This window comes from Draconibacterium mangrovi (assembly GCF_010586825.1).
Taxonomy (GTDB): Bacteria; Bacteroidota; Bacteroidia; order Bacteroidales; family Prolixibacteraceae; genus Draconibacterium; species Draconibacterium mangrovi.
Genome location: NZ_JAAAGB010000002.1, coordinates 394,901 through 413,803 on the forward strand (window position 1 = coordinate 394,901; position 18,903 = coordinate 413,803).

Here is an 18,903-nt window from a genome sequence, read left to right on the forward strand (position 1 = left end):
AAAGCCGATCCGTCAACTGACGGATCGGCTTTTTCATTTTTAGGATGTCATCTGTATGATTTGCAACATAAACAGATGACATCCTTTTTTTATGTTCCAATGGCTAAAGCCCCATGTCTAACGACTCTTAATCTTGTGGCCGGGCTTTCCGCGTTTAGACAAAGTGGCCACTAAAATTTCTTGCTTGCCGCAGCCGTGCAACATACGAGTTACAATATTTATTTGCTTCCTGCAGCCGTGCTACAAGCTTTCCACAACATTTTTTCGCCTGTTGCAGCTTGCAACATGGTCGCCAACAAATTTTTTTGGCTGTTGCAGCCGTGCAAGAGGCCAGCAAATAAGTTTTTTGCTTCCTGCAGCCGTGCTACACGCTTTCCACAACATTTTTTCGCCTGCTGCAGCTGTGCAACATGGTCGCCAACAAATTTTTTTGGCTGTGCAGCCGTGTAGGAGGCGAGCCAACAAGTTTTTTTGCTTGCCGCAGCTGTGCAACAGGCCTGCAAATAAGTTTTTTTGCTTGCTGCAGCGCTGCAACAAGGCAGCCAATAAGTTTGCTGAGCAATTACACGGCTGCAGGAAGCCTAAAATCAGGGAGTTACAAGGTCAGCTTAAGCAAGAGGCTATCTAAATACCGCCTGCAGCAAGGCTTAAGGGCTAAAGCCCGGTTCTGCTTTCAAAGTTGGGCATCAGCACACCTGGTTCCTGAACTCTGCAACGTGAGGCTTAAGAAAGCAAAAGAGGAGGTAAACCATGTATGAGGAAGGCATGATAGCTGGAGATGCGAGAACCGTTTATATAGTGGTGGCTGAGGTTAGAAAGATCGATGTAAAATTATTTTATATTCCTCCTAAGCGATTAAATTAATTCAATTAAATTTAAAGCAGCAAGAATCAACTAATCTAATAAACCATGATTAAGAAAGATCAATTTTCCAGAAGAAACTTTATTCGAACAACTGCTGTCGGTGCAACTACTTTGGCGTTTGCACCGCTGTCGTTTAGTTGTGCTCCCAACGATTCAGGTTCTACCTTTGGAGGTGTCCCCATTGGCGCAATTACTTATAGCTGGCGCAGTATGCCCAGCTCGGTAGAAGACATTATAGCCTATTGTAAAGCTGCAAATATTACCTCACTTGAACTCATGGGAAATACGGCAGAAGAATGGGCCGGAGTACCGGCAACACCGAGCCGGCCCGGAAACGATGCAAGTGAAGAAGAACGTAATGTGTACCGAATAGCCATAGAAGAAGCCTCACAAACACAAAAAGAGTGGAGAACCACCCTTGATATTAAAAAATACGAAGAGCTGAAGAAGTTATTCGATGACGCGGGCATACATGTTCATACGGTAAAGTTTGCACCTGCCAACTGGAGCGATGATGAAATTGATTATGCATTTAAAGCCGCTAAAATATTGGGTGCCGGAGCGGTTACCAACGAAATTGGTGATGAAGCGTGCCGTAAACTCGGAAAATTTGCCGAAAAACATGGAATGATTGCGGCCTATCATAACCATTCGCAACCCGGGCAGCCCGGTTTTGACTTTGAAACCTTTTTGGCACATTCTCCGGCCAATAAACTGAACTTTGATGTGGGGCACTATTTTGGTGCTACAGGTAAGCACCCCAACGAAATAATTGAAAAATTACACGACAGAATTTACAGTATCCACATTAAAGATAAAACCGGTAAAAACACCGAGCCTGCAAATACCAATAAAGTTTGGGGCGAAGGAGAAACGCCGCTGGCGGATATTCTTGGATTAATAAAAGAAAAGAATTGGAATATATATGCCGATATTGAATTGGAATATCCTATTCCGGAAGGATCAGATGCACAGAAAGAGATTGTTAAGTGTGTGGAATATTGTAAGACCATTTTAGTTTAGCTATAAAATTCGAACGACTAACCAATATAAAAATCAGGGATGAACAACCGTTCATCCCTGATTTTTTATTATGCGAAATATACTGTCATCCCGGCGGTTGTCGGGGCAAGTTCCGTCAATACTTTACAGTTCGATCGCTGATCCAGGTTTGTTATCTTAAACTTTTTGAATAATGAGAAGGAGATAGATTCCTCTCTCGTTCCTCATTTGAAATGACAGTCAAATCAAACGACCAGTGACCAGTGACTAGTGCCCCCGCCGCCGCGCGATTGTATCGGTGGCTAAGCCGAACACCTGAAAGCTAAAATTTTGAACAAGCTTTGCATAAACATTTTCAATTTCAACTGTTATAAAAATGATAACAGCAATAAATACAAATGAAAATCCTAAAACTTGAACTGCCAACAAACAATCTCAAACAAACAGAGCGCTTTTACAACGATGTATTGGAATTGAACGCTTGCGATGTTTCATCCGATTCGCTATGTTATGAAATTGGGCATTCTGTTTTGCGTTTTACCGAGAAAGCAGGGGAGTCGGGCGCTTATCATTTTGCGTTTAATATTCCCTCCAATAAAATTAAAGAGGCTTTACATTGGATAGCATCCAAGCTCGACCTGTTAAAAAAATAGCGAAGGTGAGTACATTACCGATTTTACGACCTGGAATGCTGAATCCATTTACTTTCTTGACAACAACAAAAATATTCTTGAATTTATTGCGCGTGGCGATTTGGAGAACGCGTCAGATAAGCCGTTTAACAGTAATTCCATTTTGTCGATAAGCGAGGTTGGAATTGTAGCCGAAAAGCCACTGGAACTGGGCGAACAGTTAATAAATAACCACGGCCTGTTTTATTTTGGCAAGGGGCCAAAACGCGAAGATTTTGTTGTACTGGGCGATGATAACGGTCTGGTTGTTATTTCCGGCACCGATAGAAACTGGTATCCAACCGGGCAGCCGGCAAAACAACGCAGTCTAAAAATGAAATTACAGGTGAATACTACATTCCCGGAAATTGAAGTTGAAGGGTAAAATCGATGCAGAATGTTATTTGGTGAGCAAATCTCTGGTCGAATTCAAATGTTTGTTAATTACGGTAAGCAACTGTTCGCGGGTAAGTGGTTTACCAACAAAATCATCGCAGCCGGCTTCAAAGGCTTTTACTTTATCATCGTCGGAAACATAAGCCGTTTGTGCAATGATTTTAATTCCGGGAGCCGCCGATTTTATTCTTCGGGTAGCTTCGTAGCCACTTATGTCGGGTAGCCCGATGTCCATAAGTACCAGCGTGGGCAACTTTGAGCAGGCCATATCAACGGCTTCTTCCCCGTATTCGGTACACAGCAGTTTGAGACCGGTATCGGCAAGCATTTTTTCTATCAGGCGTGTGTTGGCAAAGTTATCTTCCACCAGTAAAACGGTTTCGTCGTTAAACCGGTATTCTTTTCCGTTAACTGTTGTATTTACTTCTTTGGGTTTAGCTTCGGTTTTATGGTAAGGAATACTAAAATAAAAGGTGGTTCCCCCACTTTGTCCATTCGGGCGGTCTTCCTTTACCGACTCCAATGTTATTGTTCCTCCCATCAGATCTAACAAACCTTTTACAATCGACAGCCCCAAACCGGTGCCACCGTATTGTTTCTTTTTATCGGTGTGTAGCTGGGTAAACCGTTCGAAAATGGACTGTTGTTTATCAGCAGGAATACCAATTCCTGTATCGCGTATATAAAACTGTATTATATTTTTATCTGCTACAGTGCAGCCTCCTTCAATTGTTCCTTCGTGGGTAAATTTAAAGGCATTACTGATCAGGTTTATTAGTATTTGTCGCAGTTTGCCTTTGTCGGTTATAATAGTATCGAGTTGGCACGAACAGGGTTTAAAATCGAACTGCACGTGCGATTTGTTAATCTGGCGCTGGTATTCTTTAAAAAAGGTTTTTAGTTCGGTAAACAGCTCGTTTAAACAAAACGATTCATTAAATAGCGGTAATTGCCCCGATTCTATTTTGGCAATTTCAAGTATATCGTCGATAATACCCAACAGGTTGTTCGAGCTTTGGTTAATAATATCGGAGTATTGAATCAGCTGCTCTTGGTTGTTGTACGAGTGTGGCAGTAACGACGAAAACCCAATAATAGCGTTCATGGGTGTGCGTATCTCGTGGCTCATATTCTGCAAAAATGCGGTTTTCAGGCGGTTGCTTTCTTCTGCCTGTTCTTTTGCCACAATTAGTGCCCGGGCCGCTTTTTTTCGTTGTGTAATATCGTGTATAACCGAGTGGAAAACGATTTTATTATCGATCTCAACCCGGCTACTGAAAACTTCAACATCGCGTATTTCGTTGTTTTTTAAACGGTGCCTGAACTCAAAACGGATACTTCCTTTTTCTTTCAGATTTGTAAATTCTTTTTTGATATTTTCTTCCGAGAGCGTATTGATCTCATTAATGGTCATATTCTGAAGTTCCTCTCTACTCCATCCATAAAACCGGGTCGCCGATTTGTTGGCATCAACGATTCGCGATGTTTCGGGGTCGATCAACAATTTGATTGCCGAATGATCTTCGAATAACTTCCTGAATTTCTCCTCGCTTTTTTGCAATGTCTTTTCAGCTTCCCGTCGTTTGGCTTCTACTTTCAAAACATTTCTGACTTTTACCAGCGAATAAAAGTAGAATGCCAGGGCCAGCAGTAATAGAGAAAAGGCGATAAAAGAGTGATTACGGAAACGGGTTAGTGCATTAAAAATATCTGCTTCACGCGATGAAATAAGAATGGTCCAGTAAGTATTTCCCAACGGAGTGCGGTAAAAAGTAACATATTGTTCTTCAATAACAGCCTCTCCGTAGCTGGTATCAGCACTATGATAACTTTTAATAGCACCACTGCTGTCGCGTGTTATATTTGTCATTAGTTGCTCGGCAAGGTCCTGGTGTTGGTTGTTATCAATAAAAGTTCGTCCGGTGTGTTCTTCAATCGAACAATAAATCTCGGTTCCGTTTTCGCTAAGCAGCCATGTTTGCCCGGTTCCCCGCGTTTTTATGTTACCCAGGTACTGTCTTCCTAATTCATCCATTGGAATAAGCATAGCAAGACTGCCCACAAAAGCAGACCCGTTAAACACCGGAACATGATAAGCTATGCTCAAATAGCCCTGCACCGACATAAATACATCGCTGATAACGGGTTGGTGCGTTTCCATCACCTGTTTTACATGGGCCTGATACGAGATATCATTTCCTATTACAGATAGATTTTCAGGGTAGGTCGATAGTATTCTGCCCGAAGAGTCGATCCGGGTGATAGCCGTCAAAATAGAGTCGTGTGCATGATAGTAACCTTGTAATATTTCTTTACTACCATCTGTTACTTGAATCACATCTTGAAGGCTTGCCAGGAATTTTAAATCGGCTTCCGAATCCGTAAAAAACGAGGTAATTCCCATCGAGGCTGTCTGGGCCAGAATCAATTGCTCGTTATTGAATTCGTTAATTGTGGTAAGTTTAATATTGCGGTATACCAAAAAGAAAACGATGGAGAATAACGTTAGCAGAACTGGAATAAACAGGTAACGGTAAAACGATTTTATTTTGGTGATTAGCGAATCATTCATGGTCTCTGTATACCTACCCACTACCATGCTGTTATATGGGTAAAGGGTTGTTGTTTAGCTTATAAAGCTATATAGAATTATTGTGGTACACAATACCAGGTTAATAAAATTGTATTCGTTGCTAAACTCCATGCAAATAAACAAGACTACAGTAGGCACGTGAGAAATAGAATAGTTCTTATTATGCTTTTTAGTCTCCTTTAAAACACCAGCGAATATTACTGCTTAATCTCCAAAACTCCACCTTTAACCAAATCGGCGTGATCGATAAAGAAGTACTTTTGCTTTTTATCGTTCAATAAAATGCTTTTTATTTTATCGCCCGAGCCCGATTTTTTGATGATAAGTTCCGATCCGGGGTAGAAGTTCTGATCCAGCTGAATCTTCACTTCATCAAAAACAGGTAAGGCGATGGCATAATTCATATCGCCCGGCAAAACGGGGTAGATCCCCATCATTGCATAAACAATCCAGGTCGACATGGTACCCGTGTCGTCGTTGCCCGGCAGCCCGTCAGGTGCATTTTTAAAGTAAGTGGCCATTAAACGGTTCAATTCTTTTTGGGCGCGCCACTCTTCACCTTTTATGTAGTTAAAAAGCCAGGGGTAATGAATATCGGGTTCGTTGGCCATATCAAAATGACCGTCATCAAAAATAGCCTGCAGTTTCTTTACAAATTCCTTTTTGCCCCCGTTCAAGGTTATCATTCCATCCATATCGTGGTGTGCACAGAAGGTATACTGGTAGGCATTTCCTTCGTGGAATCCCGGACTTGGCTCAAAATTCTCTCCCTGGCGCGGATTAAAATCAGGCATAAATTCACCGTTCTCCAGTTTCGGACGGATAATTCCAAACTCCTTATCGTAATAGTTCTTGTAGCCTCTCGATTGTTGCAGAAAACGCTCGTAATCGTCATCTTTACCCAGTTCTTTTGCCAGTTGTGCCAGGTTCCAGTCGGCAATGTAATACTCCAGTGCATGCGACACAGAGTTATCGTACTGCGACATTAGCGGCACATAACCATGCGAAATATAATGGTCGATATCCGGGCGGATTTTGTTTTCAGCGCCGGGAGTAGTTGCCGATTTGTACATGGCTTCGTAAGCCTTCTCGATATCAAAATCGCGGATGCCACGAAACCAGGTGTCGACAATAACCGGTAGGGCAGGGTCGCCTTCCATAACGTGTGTTTCGGTGCTGTTTAGCTCCCAGCGCGGCAGCCAGCCACTTTCGTCGTACATTTCTATCATCGATTGAACCGCATTCAGTTGTTGTTGCGGAAATGCAAGGCTCATAAACGGATGTAGATTTCGATAAGTATCCCACAACGAGAATACGGTGTAGCGCTCGCCGTTGGGGTGCGTTTTTATCTCGAACGACTCCATGGCGGGGTACTGTCCGTTTACATCGCTTAAAATATTTGGATGAATTTGAATGTGGTACAAACCGGTGTAGAAAACCGTTTTCTGATCATCGGTTCCGCCTTTTACGGTGATGGTTGACAATGCTTCGTTCCACTTTTCTTCCGCTTGTTTTCGGGTGGCCTCAAAGTCAAAATCTTTCGATTCGTAGTTCAAATTCAGCCGCGCATTTTCAATACTTACGTACGAAATACCCACTTCTACCAGAATCTCTTCGTTGGCTTTGGTGTTAAAGGTAAACCAGCTGCCAATGCTGTCGCCGGCCATTTCGGCCTTGAAATTTTTGTAGTATTTTATTTTATCACTTGTTGCCGACCACGCTGCTTCGGGCCCCATTTTTGGCATTTTCTTCCAAACACCAAATTCTTCGGCCGGCTGGCTAAAACGGGCTACAAAATATACCGGGCGTTCGGTGCCATCGTTGTAACAAAAAGTACCGGTCATTCGCCAGCCTTCAATTTCACGGTTGTTTACAATTTTTAATGATGCGCCGCTTTCGTTGGTTAAGCCGTTGCCAAGGTCAATCAGAATATTCGATTGCCCGGCCGGAAAGGTAAAACGGCTGATTCCTGTTCGTTCCGTTGCCGAAACTTCAGTATTGATAGCGTATTTATTCAGGTAAGTAGAATAATACCCCGGGTGGGCCACCTGCTTGCTCATTTCCGATCCGTATTCGCCGTGATCGCCGTTAACATCGCCCGTTGTTGGCATCAAAAGAATTACACCCAACTCGGGGCAGCCAACACCACTCAGGTTTACGTGCGAGTAGCCTGTAAAATATTTATTGTCCCACGAATAGGGTGTTGACCACCAGCCATTGTCCTTGTCGTGTTTGTTTAATGGCGAATTGCCACTAACATTAAAAGGCACCACCGATACCATTCCGCGAGGAACTACAGCCCCGGGATTGGTTGTTCCGTAGTTGGTTGTTCCGATAAAAGGATTCACCCAATCAGCCGGAGTTTGTGCCATAATAGTTTGTGCGCAAAACAAAAGGGCGAATAACTGGAGGGCTATCTTTTTTAGATTATTCATTTTGGTATTGTGGTTTTTAAATATTTTACAAAGTGCAAATATAAACATATCTTTAGCCTATAATAACGAAAGCGCAGTTATCATGAACAAGTTAATTACATTTTTATTGGCCTGTGTATTTTTTGTTTCCTGTGGTGTACAAAAAGAGGCGAATGACCAAACAGCATCAGCAGTAAACGTAATGGCCTATTACGTTCCACGCGAGGGCTACATGCCCGATCAGTTGCCGCTGGATCAGTTAACGCATATCATTTTTAGCTTTAGTAAAGTTATTGATGGAAAGATGCAGTTTCGAAATGAAAATGCCGACTCAATTATGAAACAGCTGGTGGCACAAAAGGAAAGGTACCCGCACTTAAAAGTGATGATAGCTTGTGGCGGCTGGACAGCCGATGGTTTTTCCGATGCAGTTTTCACCGAAGAAAGCCGGACAAAGTTTATAGCCAGCACCATCGATTTTATTGAGAACTACCAGTTGGATGGGGTAGATATCGACTGGGAATATCCGGGAATTCCGGCAGGTGGCACAAAAGCACGCCCCGAGGACCAAGAAAACTTTACTCTTTTGATGAAAGGTTTGCGTGAAGCACTGGATCAACTCGATCGCCCGCAAACACTAACTTTTGCTTCGGCAGGGTGGAAGCGATACTATAAAAATGTGGAATTGCTGGAGGTAATGAAATACGTTGATTACATGAACATAATGACCTACGATCAGGCCGGTGGAGCAACAAAGTTCGCTACACACCACACAGCCCTGGGGCACCGTTCACTGGCAGATATTGCCGAAACTCCGCTTGGTTTGGCAATGACATTGCAAAATGTGGAAATGGCTGAAGGCGAAGAATTATGGGAGCCACAGTCGGCCGAAGAAATTATCCGTTTTTGTGTGGAGAAAGGTGTCGATCCGAAACAGATAGTAATTGGTGCCGCATTTTACGGCCGCGGCTGGAAAGGTATTTCACCCGAAAACAATGGTTTATACCAACCCAATACCGGCCCCATCAGCGGAGGAACATCGTATTCCGTTCTCTTAACTGATTTTACTGAGGCCGATGGTTACTATAAACACTGGGATTCGGTGGCCAAAGCGCCGTTCCTTTATAATCCAACTGATAGCATTTTTGTGACCTACGACGATACCGTTTCTGTAAAACTAAAAACACAATACGCCAAAGAAAATGATTTGGGTGGAATTATGTTCTGGCAACTCAGCAGCGATAGTAAAGACGATGCCAGTTTATTAAAGGCAATTTACACCGAGGCAGCAAAAAAGTAGCTTCAGGCATGGCACATCGTTTTTGATTGCTAAATTTGTGCTAGAAGCTATAGCCACATGGAGGACTTTTCTTTACTATATTCTTATTTCGAAAAAATTGGTAATCGCGAATTGACTGATACCGAAAAGGAGGAGATCGTGTCGGTTTTCAGAAAAGAAACGTTTAACAAGAAACAACGGATTTTTAATGCCGGCGACGAAAATACACGTCATTATTATATCGAAAAAGGATTGCTTCGCATGTACATTATCGACCAAAGCGGGAAAGAGTTTAACCTGCTTTTTGGTAAAGAACGGCAGTGGCTGGGCGATTTAAGTACTCCTGCAACCACATCGTATTATTTAGAGGCCGTAGAGAAAACCACCGTGTTTTCAATATCAGAATCTGCTTTTGCTTCCATTATGAGCAAATACACCGAATTAAGTACTAATATCAGACGCTCATATATCTTTCTGCAAAAACGTTTTGTGGCCATCCTCTCAAAAACTGCCGAAGAGAATTACGAGGAGCTTTTAAATAATGATCCCGATCTTGTTCAGCGCCTTCCACAATACCATATTTCGTCTTATCTGGGAGTTACTCCCGTGTTTTTAAGTAAAATTATTGCTAAAAGAGCAAGGAAAAAAGACTGATAGGTGTTTTATTAAACTAGTTTATTTTTTTCGTGTCAAATCCCCCGTATGTTTGCAGTAGAAATTTATTAGTAAACATTAAACAAAATTGAAAATGAAAAAATTAACTACATTATTAGTACTTGCAATAGCGATAACAACAGCAAGTTTTGCATCGAATGGAAATGGCGATAAAACAACTTACAACGTTGACACAAAAGCCAGCAAAGTTTATTGGACCGGAAAAAAAGTTACAGGTGAGCATACCGGATATCTGAACCTGGCCGGAGGAGAAGTTTTTGTTGAAGGTAAAGAGGTAACAGGTGCCAACCTGAATATGGATGTAACTTCAATTGAAGTGACCGACCTTCAGGGAGAGTGGAAAGACAAATTGGTAGGTCACCTGAAATCAGACGATTTCTTCTCAGCAGAAAAGCACCCGGTGGCCAACTTTAAAATTACTTCATACAACAACGACAAAGTTGTTGGAGACCTTACCATTAAAGGAATTACAAATGAAGTATCGTTCCCTGCAGAAGTAAAAGTCGACGGCGATGTGTTAACCGCAACAGGTACAGCCACTATCGACCGTACAAAATGGGATATTAAATACGGTTCAGGAAAATTCTTCAGCGATTTGGGTGATAACATGATCAAAGATGAATTCGAGATTAAATTTGAATTGAAAGCTACAGCTTCAGAAGGAACAACTTCGAGCAAGTAAGATAATACGCCATACGAAAACAACAAAACAAGTAAGGTTCGGAAGAAGGGAGTTAGTGAGGAGTTTGTGATGGAGAGAACCTTGGCCGGTGTCTGAAAATGCTATTAGTGCATAACCGGGCACCGGCTTTTCTTTTAAAGAAAGTATCGAAAAAAATTTGATTGACCCCCGGATGCCCAAAGCGGGACTGTTCCTCGCCGTGGGTTGGTGGATGGTTTGCAAGGACAAAAGGTTTACAGATGCGGATTCCCAAACAAATGAATGATTAAAAAGAGAAAGCAATGAAAACAATAGTATATAAATCAGATTCGAGAGGATATGCCAACCACGGCTGGTTAGAGGCAAGACACAGTTTTAGTTTCGCGAATTATTTCGATCGCGAGCGAATGAATTTCGGGGTTCTACGTGTGTTAAACGACGATGCCATTGCAGGCGGACAAGGTTTTGGAACACATCCGCACGATAACATGGAAATTATTACCATTCCGCTGGAAGGCGATCTGGAACATAAAGACAACATGGGCAACCAGGCTGTTATCCGCGAGGGCGATGTACAGGTGATGAGTGCCGGAACAGGTGTTTACCACAGCGAGTTCAACCATCATCCGGATAAAACATTAAAGCTTTTCCAGATTTGGTTGTTTCCCAACAAACAAAATGTACAACCGCGTTACGACCAGATATCGATTCGCGATGTGGCCGAAAAGAACAAATTGTACCAGGTGCTATCGCCTAACCCCGACGATCAGGGTGTGTGGATTCACCAGGATGCATGGTTTTTCCTGGGTAATTACGAGGCCGGAAAAACAGATTCGTACACGATTAAAAAAGCCGGAAACGGAATTTATATAATGGTTATAGAGGGAGAGGTGAACGTTTCAGGTACCGATTTGTCGAAACGTGATGCAATAGGAATTTGGGACGTGGAATCGGTTGATATTACCGCTTCATCAGATGCCCGGATCTTGCTGATGGACCTGCCCATGCAGATGAACTAAAGATTAAGTAATATGGAAGTTATGACGAAGTATAAGATTCATCCTTTATTGGAGAAAAGATGGAGTCCGCGGGCCTTTTCGCCCGAACCCATTGCCGAAGAGGATGTGAATGAAATTTTTACAGCAGCATCTTGGGCGGCCAGTGCTATGAATGAGCAGCCCTGGCAATATGTATATGCCATGCGCGGCACGCCGGGGTTCGATGACCTTTGGGATTGCCTGGCAACAGGTAACAAACCCTGGACAAAACATGCGGCCGTTTTATTTGTAGCCATAAAAGTTGATACGTTTTCGGATACTGGTAAGCCCAATAAATGGGCGATGCACGATGTGGGTATGGCCAATGCGCAGTTGTTGCTTCAGGCAACCAGCAAAGATATTTACGGTCACCTGATGGCCGGTTTTGGCAGCGATCAGGTTAAAGAACTTTTAAAACTCGATGAGAATCATACTCCGGTGTGTATGGGTGCCCTGGGATATTTGGGCGAAGCCGATGCGCTGGATGAGCCATACCGCTCGAGAGAAAAAGCACAACGTACCCGAAAAGATTTAGAGGAATTCGTGAGGAAGATTTAAAATGAATCATGTGAAATCCCCGGTGGAGAAAAAATATCTTATTCAAAAAGTTTTAAGATTAAAATAGGCTACGAATCAGAAGAAAGATGCTTATGTCTTATCAGACCGATTTTACTATTTGGCTTAGCCCAAATAGTAAACACAAAACCCAAGGCTGCGCCCGCTTCCCTCGGAAAAGCTACGCGATGCCGACTAAAATTCCTGAAACTCGTCGTACCTCCTCAAACATCAGTAATTTTTTAACGCCGTCACCGCTTGTTTTCCGGCTCACCGGACGAGGCCAGGCTCCGATGTCGCTAACGTTGCATTTAGTGGACGGCCTCTTTTGGTGGTTGCCCGGAGTTGAAGTAAAACCTTAATGAGAGCGGGAAGCTCCGAGGAATCGAGGAGATCACCCGTCCGAATTTAGGTTTTACAAAAATGTAGGGGAAGGACCAAAAGCAGCCTCGACTTTTTTGCTTCGTTTTTGTGGCAAGACAAAAATGAAGGCCTCCGGCAGGAAAAATAACAATTCCTCTACTGCTCTTAAATTTTACTCCAACGGATTTTTAAACTGATCCTTTGTAATCGATTTCTGGTATGTACTTCATAAAAAATCCCGGCTTGTTTTCAAGCCGGGATTTATTTTGTTCTTTTTTTAAGAGTATCTTTTTACAACGATCTTCAGAATCACTCTTATAATTCTCTGATTTTAACGTTTTGGAACCATACGGTATAACCATGGTCCTGCAAACCGATAAAACCATCTTTTGCAATACCTTCCTGGAAACCTTCAAAGCTTTTGAATTTGCTGTTTTCCACCAGTTGGTCCCATTCATCGGTCCAGTGGCTGTACGAAACAACTTCAGTACCATTCATCGATACGGTAACTTGCCCGTCTTTAACTTTTATTACGCAGGTGTTCCATTCGCCTGCCGGATTAACGGTTTCAGGATCGGCCGCAATCATATCGTACAACGAACCGGCCAGGTGGCTGTCTATTTTATTGTCGGTAGCGTCTTTATTGTCGAGCACCTGAATTTCAGGAGCGGCATAATAAATCGGTTTTCCGGGCAACTCACGTACATAATAAAAAATTCCGGAGTTGGCCATTTTACCGGCTTTCCAGTCAATCGAGAATTCAAAATCCTTGTACTTCTCTTTCTGGAAAATAATATCGCCATTGGCTCCCTGTCCCGGCTCTTTACCTTCTCCGGTAAACACTTTCATAGCGCCGTCTTCTATCTCCCAGTTAGCAGGCATGGCTGTTCCGTTGTATTGACGCCAGCCGTCAAAATCTTTGCCGTTAAACAGCAAAACCCAGCCTTCTTTTTTCTCTTGCGAGGTCAGTTTGTTTGCTTTTTTCGAAAACGCAGGATTGGCAATCAACAAAGCTGCCATCACGGCGAAACTGTAAAAAATACTTTTTCTCATGATAAATTTATTGAAATTACGGTTTAATTGATATGCCTTAAAGATAGCAAAAACAATTGCTGCCTGCCAAGAAGATCGGGCGTTTCTGTCGATAAATATTTTTACAGCGGATGGCTTTACAAATTTAGCAGGGTAGTGAGGCAGAAAATTAGGAGGGGCTTTTATTTCGGTTTACAAATCTCCTGGTTAGGCCGGTGGTAAACATTTGGTCTCTTTTAGCTGGCAAACCACGTGGTGTTTGTTTTCGCTGCAAATGCACAAAAGCCCCGATTCTTTAATCTTTTTTAGGGTAAGCTCACGAGGCTGATGCCCGTCTTCAATAACAATAATACCGTTAAACAGTACGATACGTGCCAGTTCGCGGATCAGCTCGGTTGGTTGTTCGATCATATGAAACATATCGAGGGCGTAAACCACATCGGCAATGCGGTTGGGCAGGGCACACGAATAAGCGTTGGCCTGAATGGCTTCTACATTACTCAGCCGGTGTTTTTCAATTTTGCGGTTTACGTTGCTGATGGCGATGGGATGAATATCGACGGCAAAAACCTTTCCGCCGGGGCCAACTTTCTCCGAGGCATTTTTTATGTATCGTGCCGGCCCACAGCCATAGTCAACCACAATTTGTCCCTCTTTTATCGGTAGGCGGCTAAAGTTTCGCTCCGATTGTCGGGCAAATACATCCCTGAGTTTCATGGTAAAACTCATCAGCTTAAAAAACAGGTTGGGAATATTTTCGCGGCCATGGCCGGTAACTCTGTTAAGGTGTGTTGTGTGTGTAGTTTCCATTATTTCTTTTGTTTTTTGTTTTGGCTGAAACAAAGGTAGGTAAGTGTCTGGAAATGAAAGAATATTTTGGATAAACAGGGGAGATTTTTCGATGAATGGCAAAGGAGCGTAGCGAAGAAAGCGGTGCAACCGGGAAGTTGTTCCGGCTTGTTGGTGGCTTGCACCGCAATTGTGGGAGAAGCAATCTTCTTAACGTTACATCAAAACCACCGACCGAACATTGCAGCTGTTTCCCCTCGCGAGGGGAAATGTCGACAGACAAAGGGGTAGGGAGATTCATATGTCAGTGGCTTGTGCCGCAATTTTGGAGAGATTGCTTCTCTCGTTCCTCGCTCGCAATGACGATATGTTGTAGTAAGATAGGGCAGCGGACAATGAATTAATTCATCACGGCACGATTCACTACTGTTCGCTGCCTTCTACCAATAATAAACAAGTCATTGCGATACCGGTGAGTGAAACGAATCGGGAGAAGCAATCTTCTTAACGTTACATCAAAACCACCGACCGAACATTGCAGCTGTTTCCCCTCGCGAGGGGAAATGTCGACAGACAAAGGGGTAGGGAAATTCAAACGTCAATGGCTTGCACGCAATCTTCTTTTAAAAAATGATGCCGGCGGCATCAAATGTTTATAGCCAATGTGGATGGCGATTTATTCGACTCCCGCCGGAGTCGTACCTCCTGTTGAAATCCTTGACTACAAACATACAAATCCGCCGGATTTGGTTTTGCTTTTTAAGCATAAGATAGCTACATTTAAACCACTATAATTTAAACTGTTCAATTTTCGCCCTGAAATAATCACAACAATATACAACTTACTTTAAACCCGATTAAAAGCTCAAAACACTACACAATGAAAAGATTTACATGGATCATTATTTCACTACTGGCTCTCATTAGTTGTAACAAATCCGATTGGCATGATAACTACGAAGAGTTAAAGTTGCAGTATAACGGAAAATATGAACTGCTGTCGTCTTATTCCGACGATGCTGTCGACCTGAATATGGATGGAATTTATTCCACAGATCTACCCGTTGAAAACCCGGAAATACAGAGAGCCCGTTTAGAAATAAAAATCATCGCAGAAGATCGAATGACGGAACCCGGTAAACACCTATTCGATGAAATGTGGCCGGTGGCGCACATTTCGTTGCCCAGGGGAGAGGTTTTCGATTCGACCCGTTATCACGAATCATACTCGATAATGTATGCCATGAAGATTATGCCGTGCTGGTGTGAATTCGAAGATAATAACTCCATCATCGTACTGGGTGAACCAACCATCGATGAGTCAAGCGCATTAATCAGTTTCGAATCAATCGATATGGATGAAAATGATATTATAACGTTTGTTACCCTGCGGAAGCTATACACTATAGATGGATGGGTTGAAACCCGTATTACATCGAGATATAAACGCTATACCGACCGTACGTAATCCGCTGCCATGTACCAATAATAAACAAGTCATTGCGATACCGGTGAGTGAAACGAATCGGGAGAAGCAATCTAATCCTCCGTCCCGAGACTGCAGTTAAAGCGGCAGGCAATTACTATTCGATCATTCCCTCAATAACCCAATCACTAATTCCCTCAGTCACTTAACAGATTAACCTATTGAACCATAACATTATTTTTCGTAACTTCTCGGAACCAAAAACAACACTTTTGTTTCAAACGTTTTTTACATATGCCCATTCTTCGAGTTTTTGCCTGCCTGTGGTAACTGAAAACTGCAGAATTGCTTTGCAAAAATGTATGTTTCCGCAGTTGGAAGGCCGCATTTGTAAACAAAAACACATCCTTCCGCATGCAGAAGGCACCACTTTTACGCAAAAATGCCCTCTTCCCCCCGCTCGCGCCGATTTCCAATCGGTGTGCAATTCGAAAGAATTGAAAAGAACAAACTTTCAGCCGCTGGCTGAGGTACGGATTACAAATCCGCACCAGCAATTTAGCAGCAGCAAATCAAACACCATAAAACAAAAAAGCCGGCAAAACCGGCTTTCTTTAATTTATCTTGTTGCAAATACGGTTTAGCCTTTTACTTTCTCAATCATGTGATTAATTACATGGGTATGCTCGTGCTGAGGGCTAAACATAACAATTTCGGCATCTTCGTTCACCTTTACATTATGCCCTGATGGCCAGTAGAAAAGGTCTTTGGCCTTCACCGATTCCTCGACACCTTCGGCATCGGTGGTGGTAAGCACACCGCTAATTACGTAGCCCCAGTGCGGGCACTGGCACATATTTCCTTCGAGCCCCATAAAAAGCGGGGTAGTATCGACACCCGCTGAGAGACTAAAATACTCGCCGCTGATTTTACCTAAACCGGTTGCATCGCCAAAATCGGTTTGCTGACGAATTATCGCGCCAGGAATCTCCATTTTGACTTCAATGTCATCTTTTAAAACTTTCATAATTGTTTCTCCTTGTTAGTTGGGATGAACTATCCGCTTCGGAAAGATATTGCTGCATCCGTTTCAGTCAATACCGGACTAGTATAACAGAGAACATGAAATAAGGACAATTGTTCGTTTTGCATCAGCGAGTAAGCCGATCGTAACACAGGGAGGGAATAAAAGGGGATGGGTGAGATTGCTTCTCCGTCAGCTGACGGAAGGCACAATCAGCGTGAGTCAATAAATTCTGAAACAGATTTTGCTACTGATTTTCATTTGACTTCATAAAAAAAAGCCGGTAAACTATAATACTGAAAGGATAAGCGATACATATGATTTATTTTTATATGTTACATTTGTTACTGCAGGTGCCGATTGATAATCAGTGCCCTGGTTGCAAGAACAGCTCAATAGTAACATTAAATATAATCTTCCAAGGAGCCAAGCTGAAGACGACCGTTTGAAAAACATAGAACTAATATTATTAATTGAATAACCGATAAAACAATGAAAAAATTAAAATTCATTTTCCTGTTAACACTAAGTAGCCTGCTGTTTTTGCCCTCGATGTATGCCGAGGTAAAACTTCCGGCAATAGTGTCGTCGAATATGGTTTTGCAACGTAACACCACCGTTGAACTTTGGGGCTGGGCCGATGCCAACGAAAAAATTACCATTGAAGCCTCGTGGTTAGACAAAGCCATAAACCTTGAAGCCGATAACAATGGCGACTGGCGTTTGGAGGTAAAAACAACCGACAGCAAAGCACCTCAAACGATAAAAATAAAAAGTAAAACCTCGGATATTACTTTGGAAAATGTCCTGTTTGGCGAAGTGTGGTTGTGCTCGGGACAATCGAACATGCAGCAGCCTGTAAAGGGCTATGACGGGCAACCTACATTTGGTTCGGTAAATGCCATCGCAAAGTCGGCCAACCCCAATCTACGTTTATTTACCGTAGACCGTATTGGCTCGAAAACGCCTTTGCAGGATGTGGAAAAATACAGCGCATGGCAGGAGGCAAGTCCCGCAAACGTAGCAGGTTTTAGTGCTGTGGCCTATTTCTTTGGGCAGCAGCTTCAGGAAATTCTGGATGTTCCGGTAGGAATGATACACACCTCGTGGGGCGGTAGTTCTGTTCAGGCCTGGATAAGCAAAGAGGAGATAAGCAAATACCAGGAAGTAAACCTTGACGATGTGGATATTACAAAGGGAACCAATCAGATTCCTACTGCCTTGTTTAATTCGATGATCAACCCGTTGATTCCTTACACCATTAAAGGTGCATTGTGGTACCAGGGAGAATCGAACCGTGGCGAACCGGAGAACTATAAGACGCTTTTTCCGGCCATGGTAAAAGATTGGCGCACGCGCTGGGGAATTGGCGATTTCCCGTTTTACTACGCACAAATTGCGCCGTATATGTATGGCGACAACGAAGTGTTTCAGCATGCGAATAATTCAGCTTTTATACGCGAAACGCAGTTGCAGTGCCTCGATCTGATTCCGAATTCGGGCATTGCCATTACTATGGATATTGGCGACGATTATTGTATTCATCCTCCGAAAAAGAAAGAGGTGGCGGATCGTTTGCTTTACAATGCGCTAAACCAGACTTACGGGTTTGAAAGCGTGGATTATGCTGCTCCGATTTTTGAAAGCCAGGAAGCAAAAGACGGTGGTTTGATTTTGAAATTTAAAAACGCAGAATCCGGACTTTTTGCTTACGAAAAGCTGGAAGGCTTTGAAATTGCCGGAGAAGATAAAGTGTTTTATCCGGCTGAAGCGGAAATTATCAACCGCAAAAACCTTTTGGTAAAAAGCAACAAAGTAGCAAACCCTGTTGCCGTGAGATATGCCTGGCGTAACTGGATTGTTGGAACACTTTATGATGCCAATCTTTTGCCGGCTTCATCGTTCAGAACTGATAACTGGGACGATGCCACCCGTGCAGTAGAATAATAAAATAGTTGCTGACAGAACTTTGTAGAAGAAACTATAAAAACGCCCGCTCGCGCCGATTTGTAATCGGTGTGCAATTCGGTAGAATTGAAAAGAACAAACTTTCAGTCTCTGGCTGAGGTACGGATTACATCCCGAAGCTTCGGGACGCACCAGCAGCTTAGTAGTCGCGAAT

At 42.9% G+C, this 18,903-nt stretch carries 15 protein-coding genes; 10 read left to right on the forward strand and 5 right to left on the reverse strand.

The window, feature by feature from the left end:
• Positions 1-909 precede the first annotated feature (909 nt).
• From G4420_RS08675 to G4420_RS08685, 3 genes are all read left to right on the forward strand, one after another.
• Positions 910-1,887, forward strand: a complete 978-nt coding sequence (locus G4420_RS08675) for a sugar phosphate isomerase/epimerase family protein (RefSeq protein WP_163323227.1) — start codon at positions 910-912, stop codon at positions 1,885-1,887.
• A gap of 377 nt (positions 1,888-2,264) precedes the next feature.
• Positions 2,265-2,519 (forward strand): VOC family protein, encoded by a 255-nt coding sequence (locus tag G4420_RS08680; protein WP_163323229.1) that lies wholly within the window; start codon positions 2,265-2,267, stop codon positions 2,517-2,519.
• Positions 2,520-2,619: 100 nt separating this feature from the next.
• On the forward strand, positions 2,620-2,922 hold the full coding sequence (locus tag G4420_RS08685; RefSeq protein WP_163323231.1) for a hypothetical protein: 303 nt from the start codon (positions 2,620-2,622) through the stop codon (positions 2,920-2,922).
• Between the two features lie 15 nt (positions 2,923-2,937).
• Here G4420_RS08685 and G4420_RS08690 read toward each other — a convergent pair whose 3' ends face one another.
• Together G4420_RS08690 and G4420_RS08695 are read right to left on the reverse strand one after the other, a co-directional pair.
• Positions 2,938-5,526, reverse strand: coding sequence for an ATP-binding protein (locus G4420_RS08690; RefSeq protein WP_163323233.1), 2,589 nt, complete (start codon positions 5,524-5,526; stop codon positions 2,938-2,940).
• A 197-nt stretch (positions 5,527-5,723) separates the two neighbouring features.
• Entirely contained in the window at positions 5,724-7,961 is a 2,238-nt protein-coding gene (locus G4420_RS08695) for a GH92 family glycosyl hydrolase (protein ID WP_163323235.1), read from the reverse strand.
• 82 nt (positions 7,962-8,043) lie between these two features.
• Between G4420_RS08695 and G4420_RS08700 the strand changes: the two genes are divergently transcribed.
• The 5 genes from G4420_RS08700 (at position 8,044) to G4420_RS08720 (ending at position 12,150) form a co-directional block, all read left to right on the forward strand.
• A complete protein-coding gene (locus G4420_RS08700; protein ID WP_163323237.1) occupies positions 8,044-9,240 on the forward strand; it encodes a glycoside hydrolase family 18 protein in 1,197 nt (398 codons plus the stop codon).
• A 57-nt stretch (positions 9,241-9,297) separates the two neighbouring features.
• Positions 9,298-9,873: a Crp/Fnr family transcriptional regulator gene (locus G4420_RS08705; protein ID WP_163323239.1), complete on the forward strand. Its 576-nt coding sequence runs from the start codon at positions 9,298-9,300 to the stop codon at positions 9,871-9,873.
• 94 nt (positions 9,874-9,967) lie between these two features.
• Positions 9,968-10,576 carry a YceI family protein gene (locus tag G4420_RS08710; protein ID WP_163323240.1) on the forward strand — a complete coding sequence of 203 codons (609 nt, stop codon included), beginning with the start codon at positions 9,968-9,970 and terminating at the stop codon, positions 10,574-10,576.
• A gap of 281 nt (positions 10,577-10,857) precedes the next feature.
• On the forward strand, positions 10,858-11,574 hold the full coding sequence (locus G4420_RS08715; RefSeq protein WP_163323242.1) for a pirin family protein: 717 nt from the start codon (positions 10,858-10,860) through the stop codon (positions 11,572-11,574).
• Between the two features lie 21 nt (positions 11,575-11,595).
• Positions 11,596-12,150 (forward strand): nitroreductase family protein, encoded by a 555-nt coding sequence (locus tag G4420_RS08720; RefSeq protein ID WP_163323244.1) that lies wholly within the window; start codon positions 11,596-11,598, stop codon positions 12,148-12,150.
• A 675-nt stretch (positions 12,151-12,825) separates the two neighbouring features.
• Here G4420_RS08720 and G4420_RS08725 read toward each other — a convergent pair.
• Together G4420_RS08725 and G4420_RS08730 are read right to left on the reverse strand one after the other, a co-directional pair.
• Entirely contained in the window at positions 12,826-13,563 is a 738-nt protein-coding gene (locus G4420_RS08725) for a 3-keto-disaccharide hydrolase (RefSeq protein ID WP_163323246.1), read from the reverse strand.
• Between the two features lie 186 nt (positions 13,564-13,749).
• Positions 13,750-14,352, reverse strand: coding sequence for a class I SAM-dependent methyltransferase (locus tag G4420_RS08730; protein WP_163323248.1), 603 nt, complete (start codon positions 14,350-14,352; stop codon positions 13,750-13,752).
• Between the two features lie 859 nt (positions 14,353-15,211).
• Between G4420_RS08730 and G4420_RS08735 the strand changes: the two genes are divergently transcribed.
• The gene (locus tag G4420_RS08735; protein ID WP_163323250.1) at positions 15,212-15,799 is read left to right on the forward strand and encodes a hypothetical protein; all 588 of its coding nucleotides are present in this window, start codon (positions 15,212-15,214) and stop codon (positions 15,797-15,799) included.
• A 598-nt stretch (positions 15,800-16,397) separates the two neighbouring features.
• Here the strand turns inward: G4420_RS08735 and G4420_RS08740 are convergent.
• Positions 16,398-16,784, reverse strand: a complete 387-nt coding sequence (locus G4420_RS08740; protein WP_045032563.1) for a cupin domain-containing protein — start codon at positions 16,782-16,784, stop codon at positions 16,398-16,400.
• A 489-nt stretch (positions 16,785-17,273) separates the two neighbouring features.
• Here G4420_RS08740 and G4420_RS08745 point away from each other — a divergent pair, with 489 nt between their 5' ends.
• Entirely contained in the window at positions 17,274-18,728 is a 1,455-nt protein-coding gene (locus G4420_RS08745) for a sialate O-acetylesterase (RefSeq protein ID WP_163323252.1), read from the forward strand.
• Positions 18,729-18,903: the final 175 nt, after the last annotated feature.

What these genes read in the sequence shown, in the direction of transcription:
- G4420_RS08675 (WP_163323227.1), top strand. Translation starts at nt 910, where the DNA reads ATGATTAAGAAAGATCAATTTTCCAGAAGAAACTTTATTCGAACAACT.
- G4420_RS08680 (WP_163323229.1), top strand. Translation starts at nt 2,265, where the DNA reads ATGAAAATCCTAAAACTTGAACTGCCAACAAACAATCTCAAACAAACA.
- G4420_RS08695 (WP_163323235.1), bottom strand. Translation starts at nt 7,961, where the DNA reads ATGAATAATCTAAAAAAGATAGCCCTCCAGTTATTCGCCCTTTTGTTT.
- G4420_RS08700 (WP_163323237.1), top strand. Translation starts at nt 8,044, where the DNA reads ATGAACAAGTTAATTACATTTTTATTGGCCTGTGTATTTTTTGTTTCC.
- G4420_RS08705 (WP_163323239.1), top strand. Translation starts at nt 9,298, where the DNA reads ATGGAGGACTTTTCTTTACTATATTCTTATTTCGAAAAAATTGGTAAT.
- G4420_RS08710 (WP_163323240.1), top strand. Translation starts at nt 9,968, where the DNA reads ATGAAAAAATTAACTACATTATTAGTACTTGCAATAGCGATAACAACA.
- G4420_RS08715 (WP_163323242.1), top strand. Translation starts at nt 10,858, where the DNA reads ATGAAAACAATAGTATATAAATCAGATTCGAGAGGATATGCCAACCAC.
- G4420_RS08720 (WP_163323244.1), top strand. Translation starts at nt 11,596, where the DNA reads ATGACGAAGTATAAGATTCATCCTTTATTGGAGAAAAGATGGAGTCCG.
- G4420_RS08725 (WP_163323246.1), bottom strand. Translation starts at nt 13,563, where the DNA reads ATGAGAAAAAGTATTTTTTACAGTTTCGCCGTGATGGCAGCTTTGTTG.
- G4420_RS08730 (WP_163323248.1), bottom strand. Translation starts at nt 14,352, where the DNA reads ATGGAAACTACACACACAACACACCTTAACAGAGTTACCGGCCATGGC.
- G4420_RS08735 (WP_163323250.1), top strand. Translation starts at nt 15,212, where the DNA reads ATGAAAAGATTTACATGGATCATTATTTCACTACTGGCTCTCATTAGT.
- G4420_RS08740 (WP_045032563.1), bottom strand. Translation starts at nt 16,784, where the DNA reads ATGAAAGTTTTAAAAGATGACATTGAAGTCAAAATGGAGATTCCTGGC.
- G4420_RS08745 (WP_163323252.1), top strand. Translation starts at nt 17,274, where the DNA reads ATGAAAAAATTAAAATTCATTTTCCTGTTAACACTAAGTAGCCTGCTG.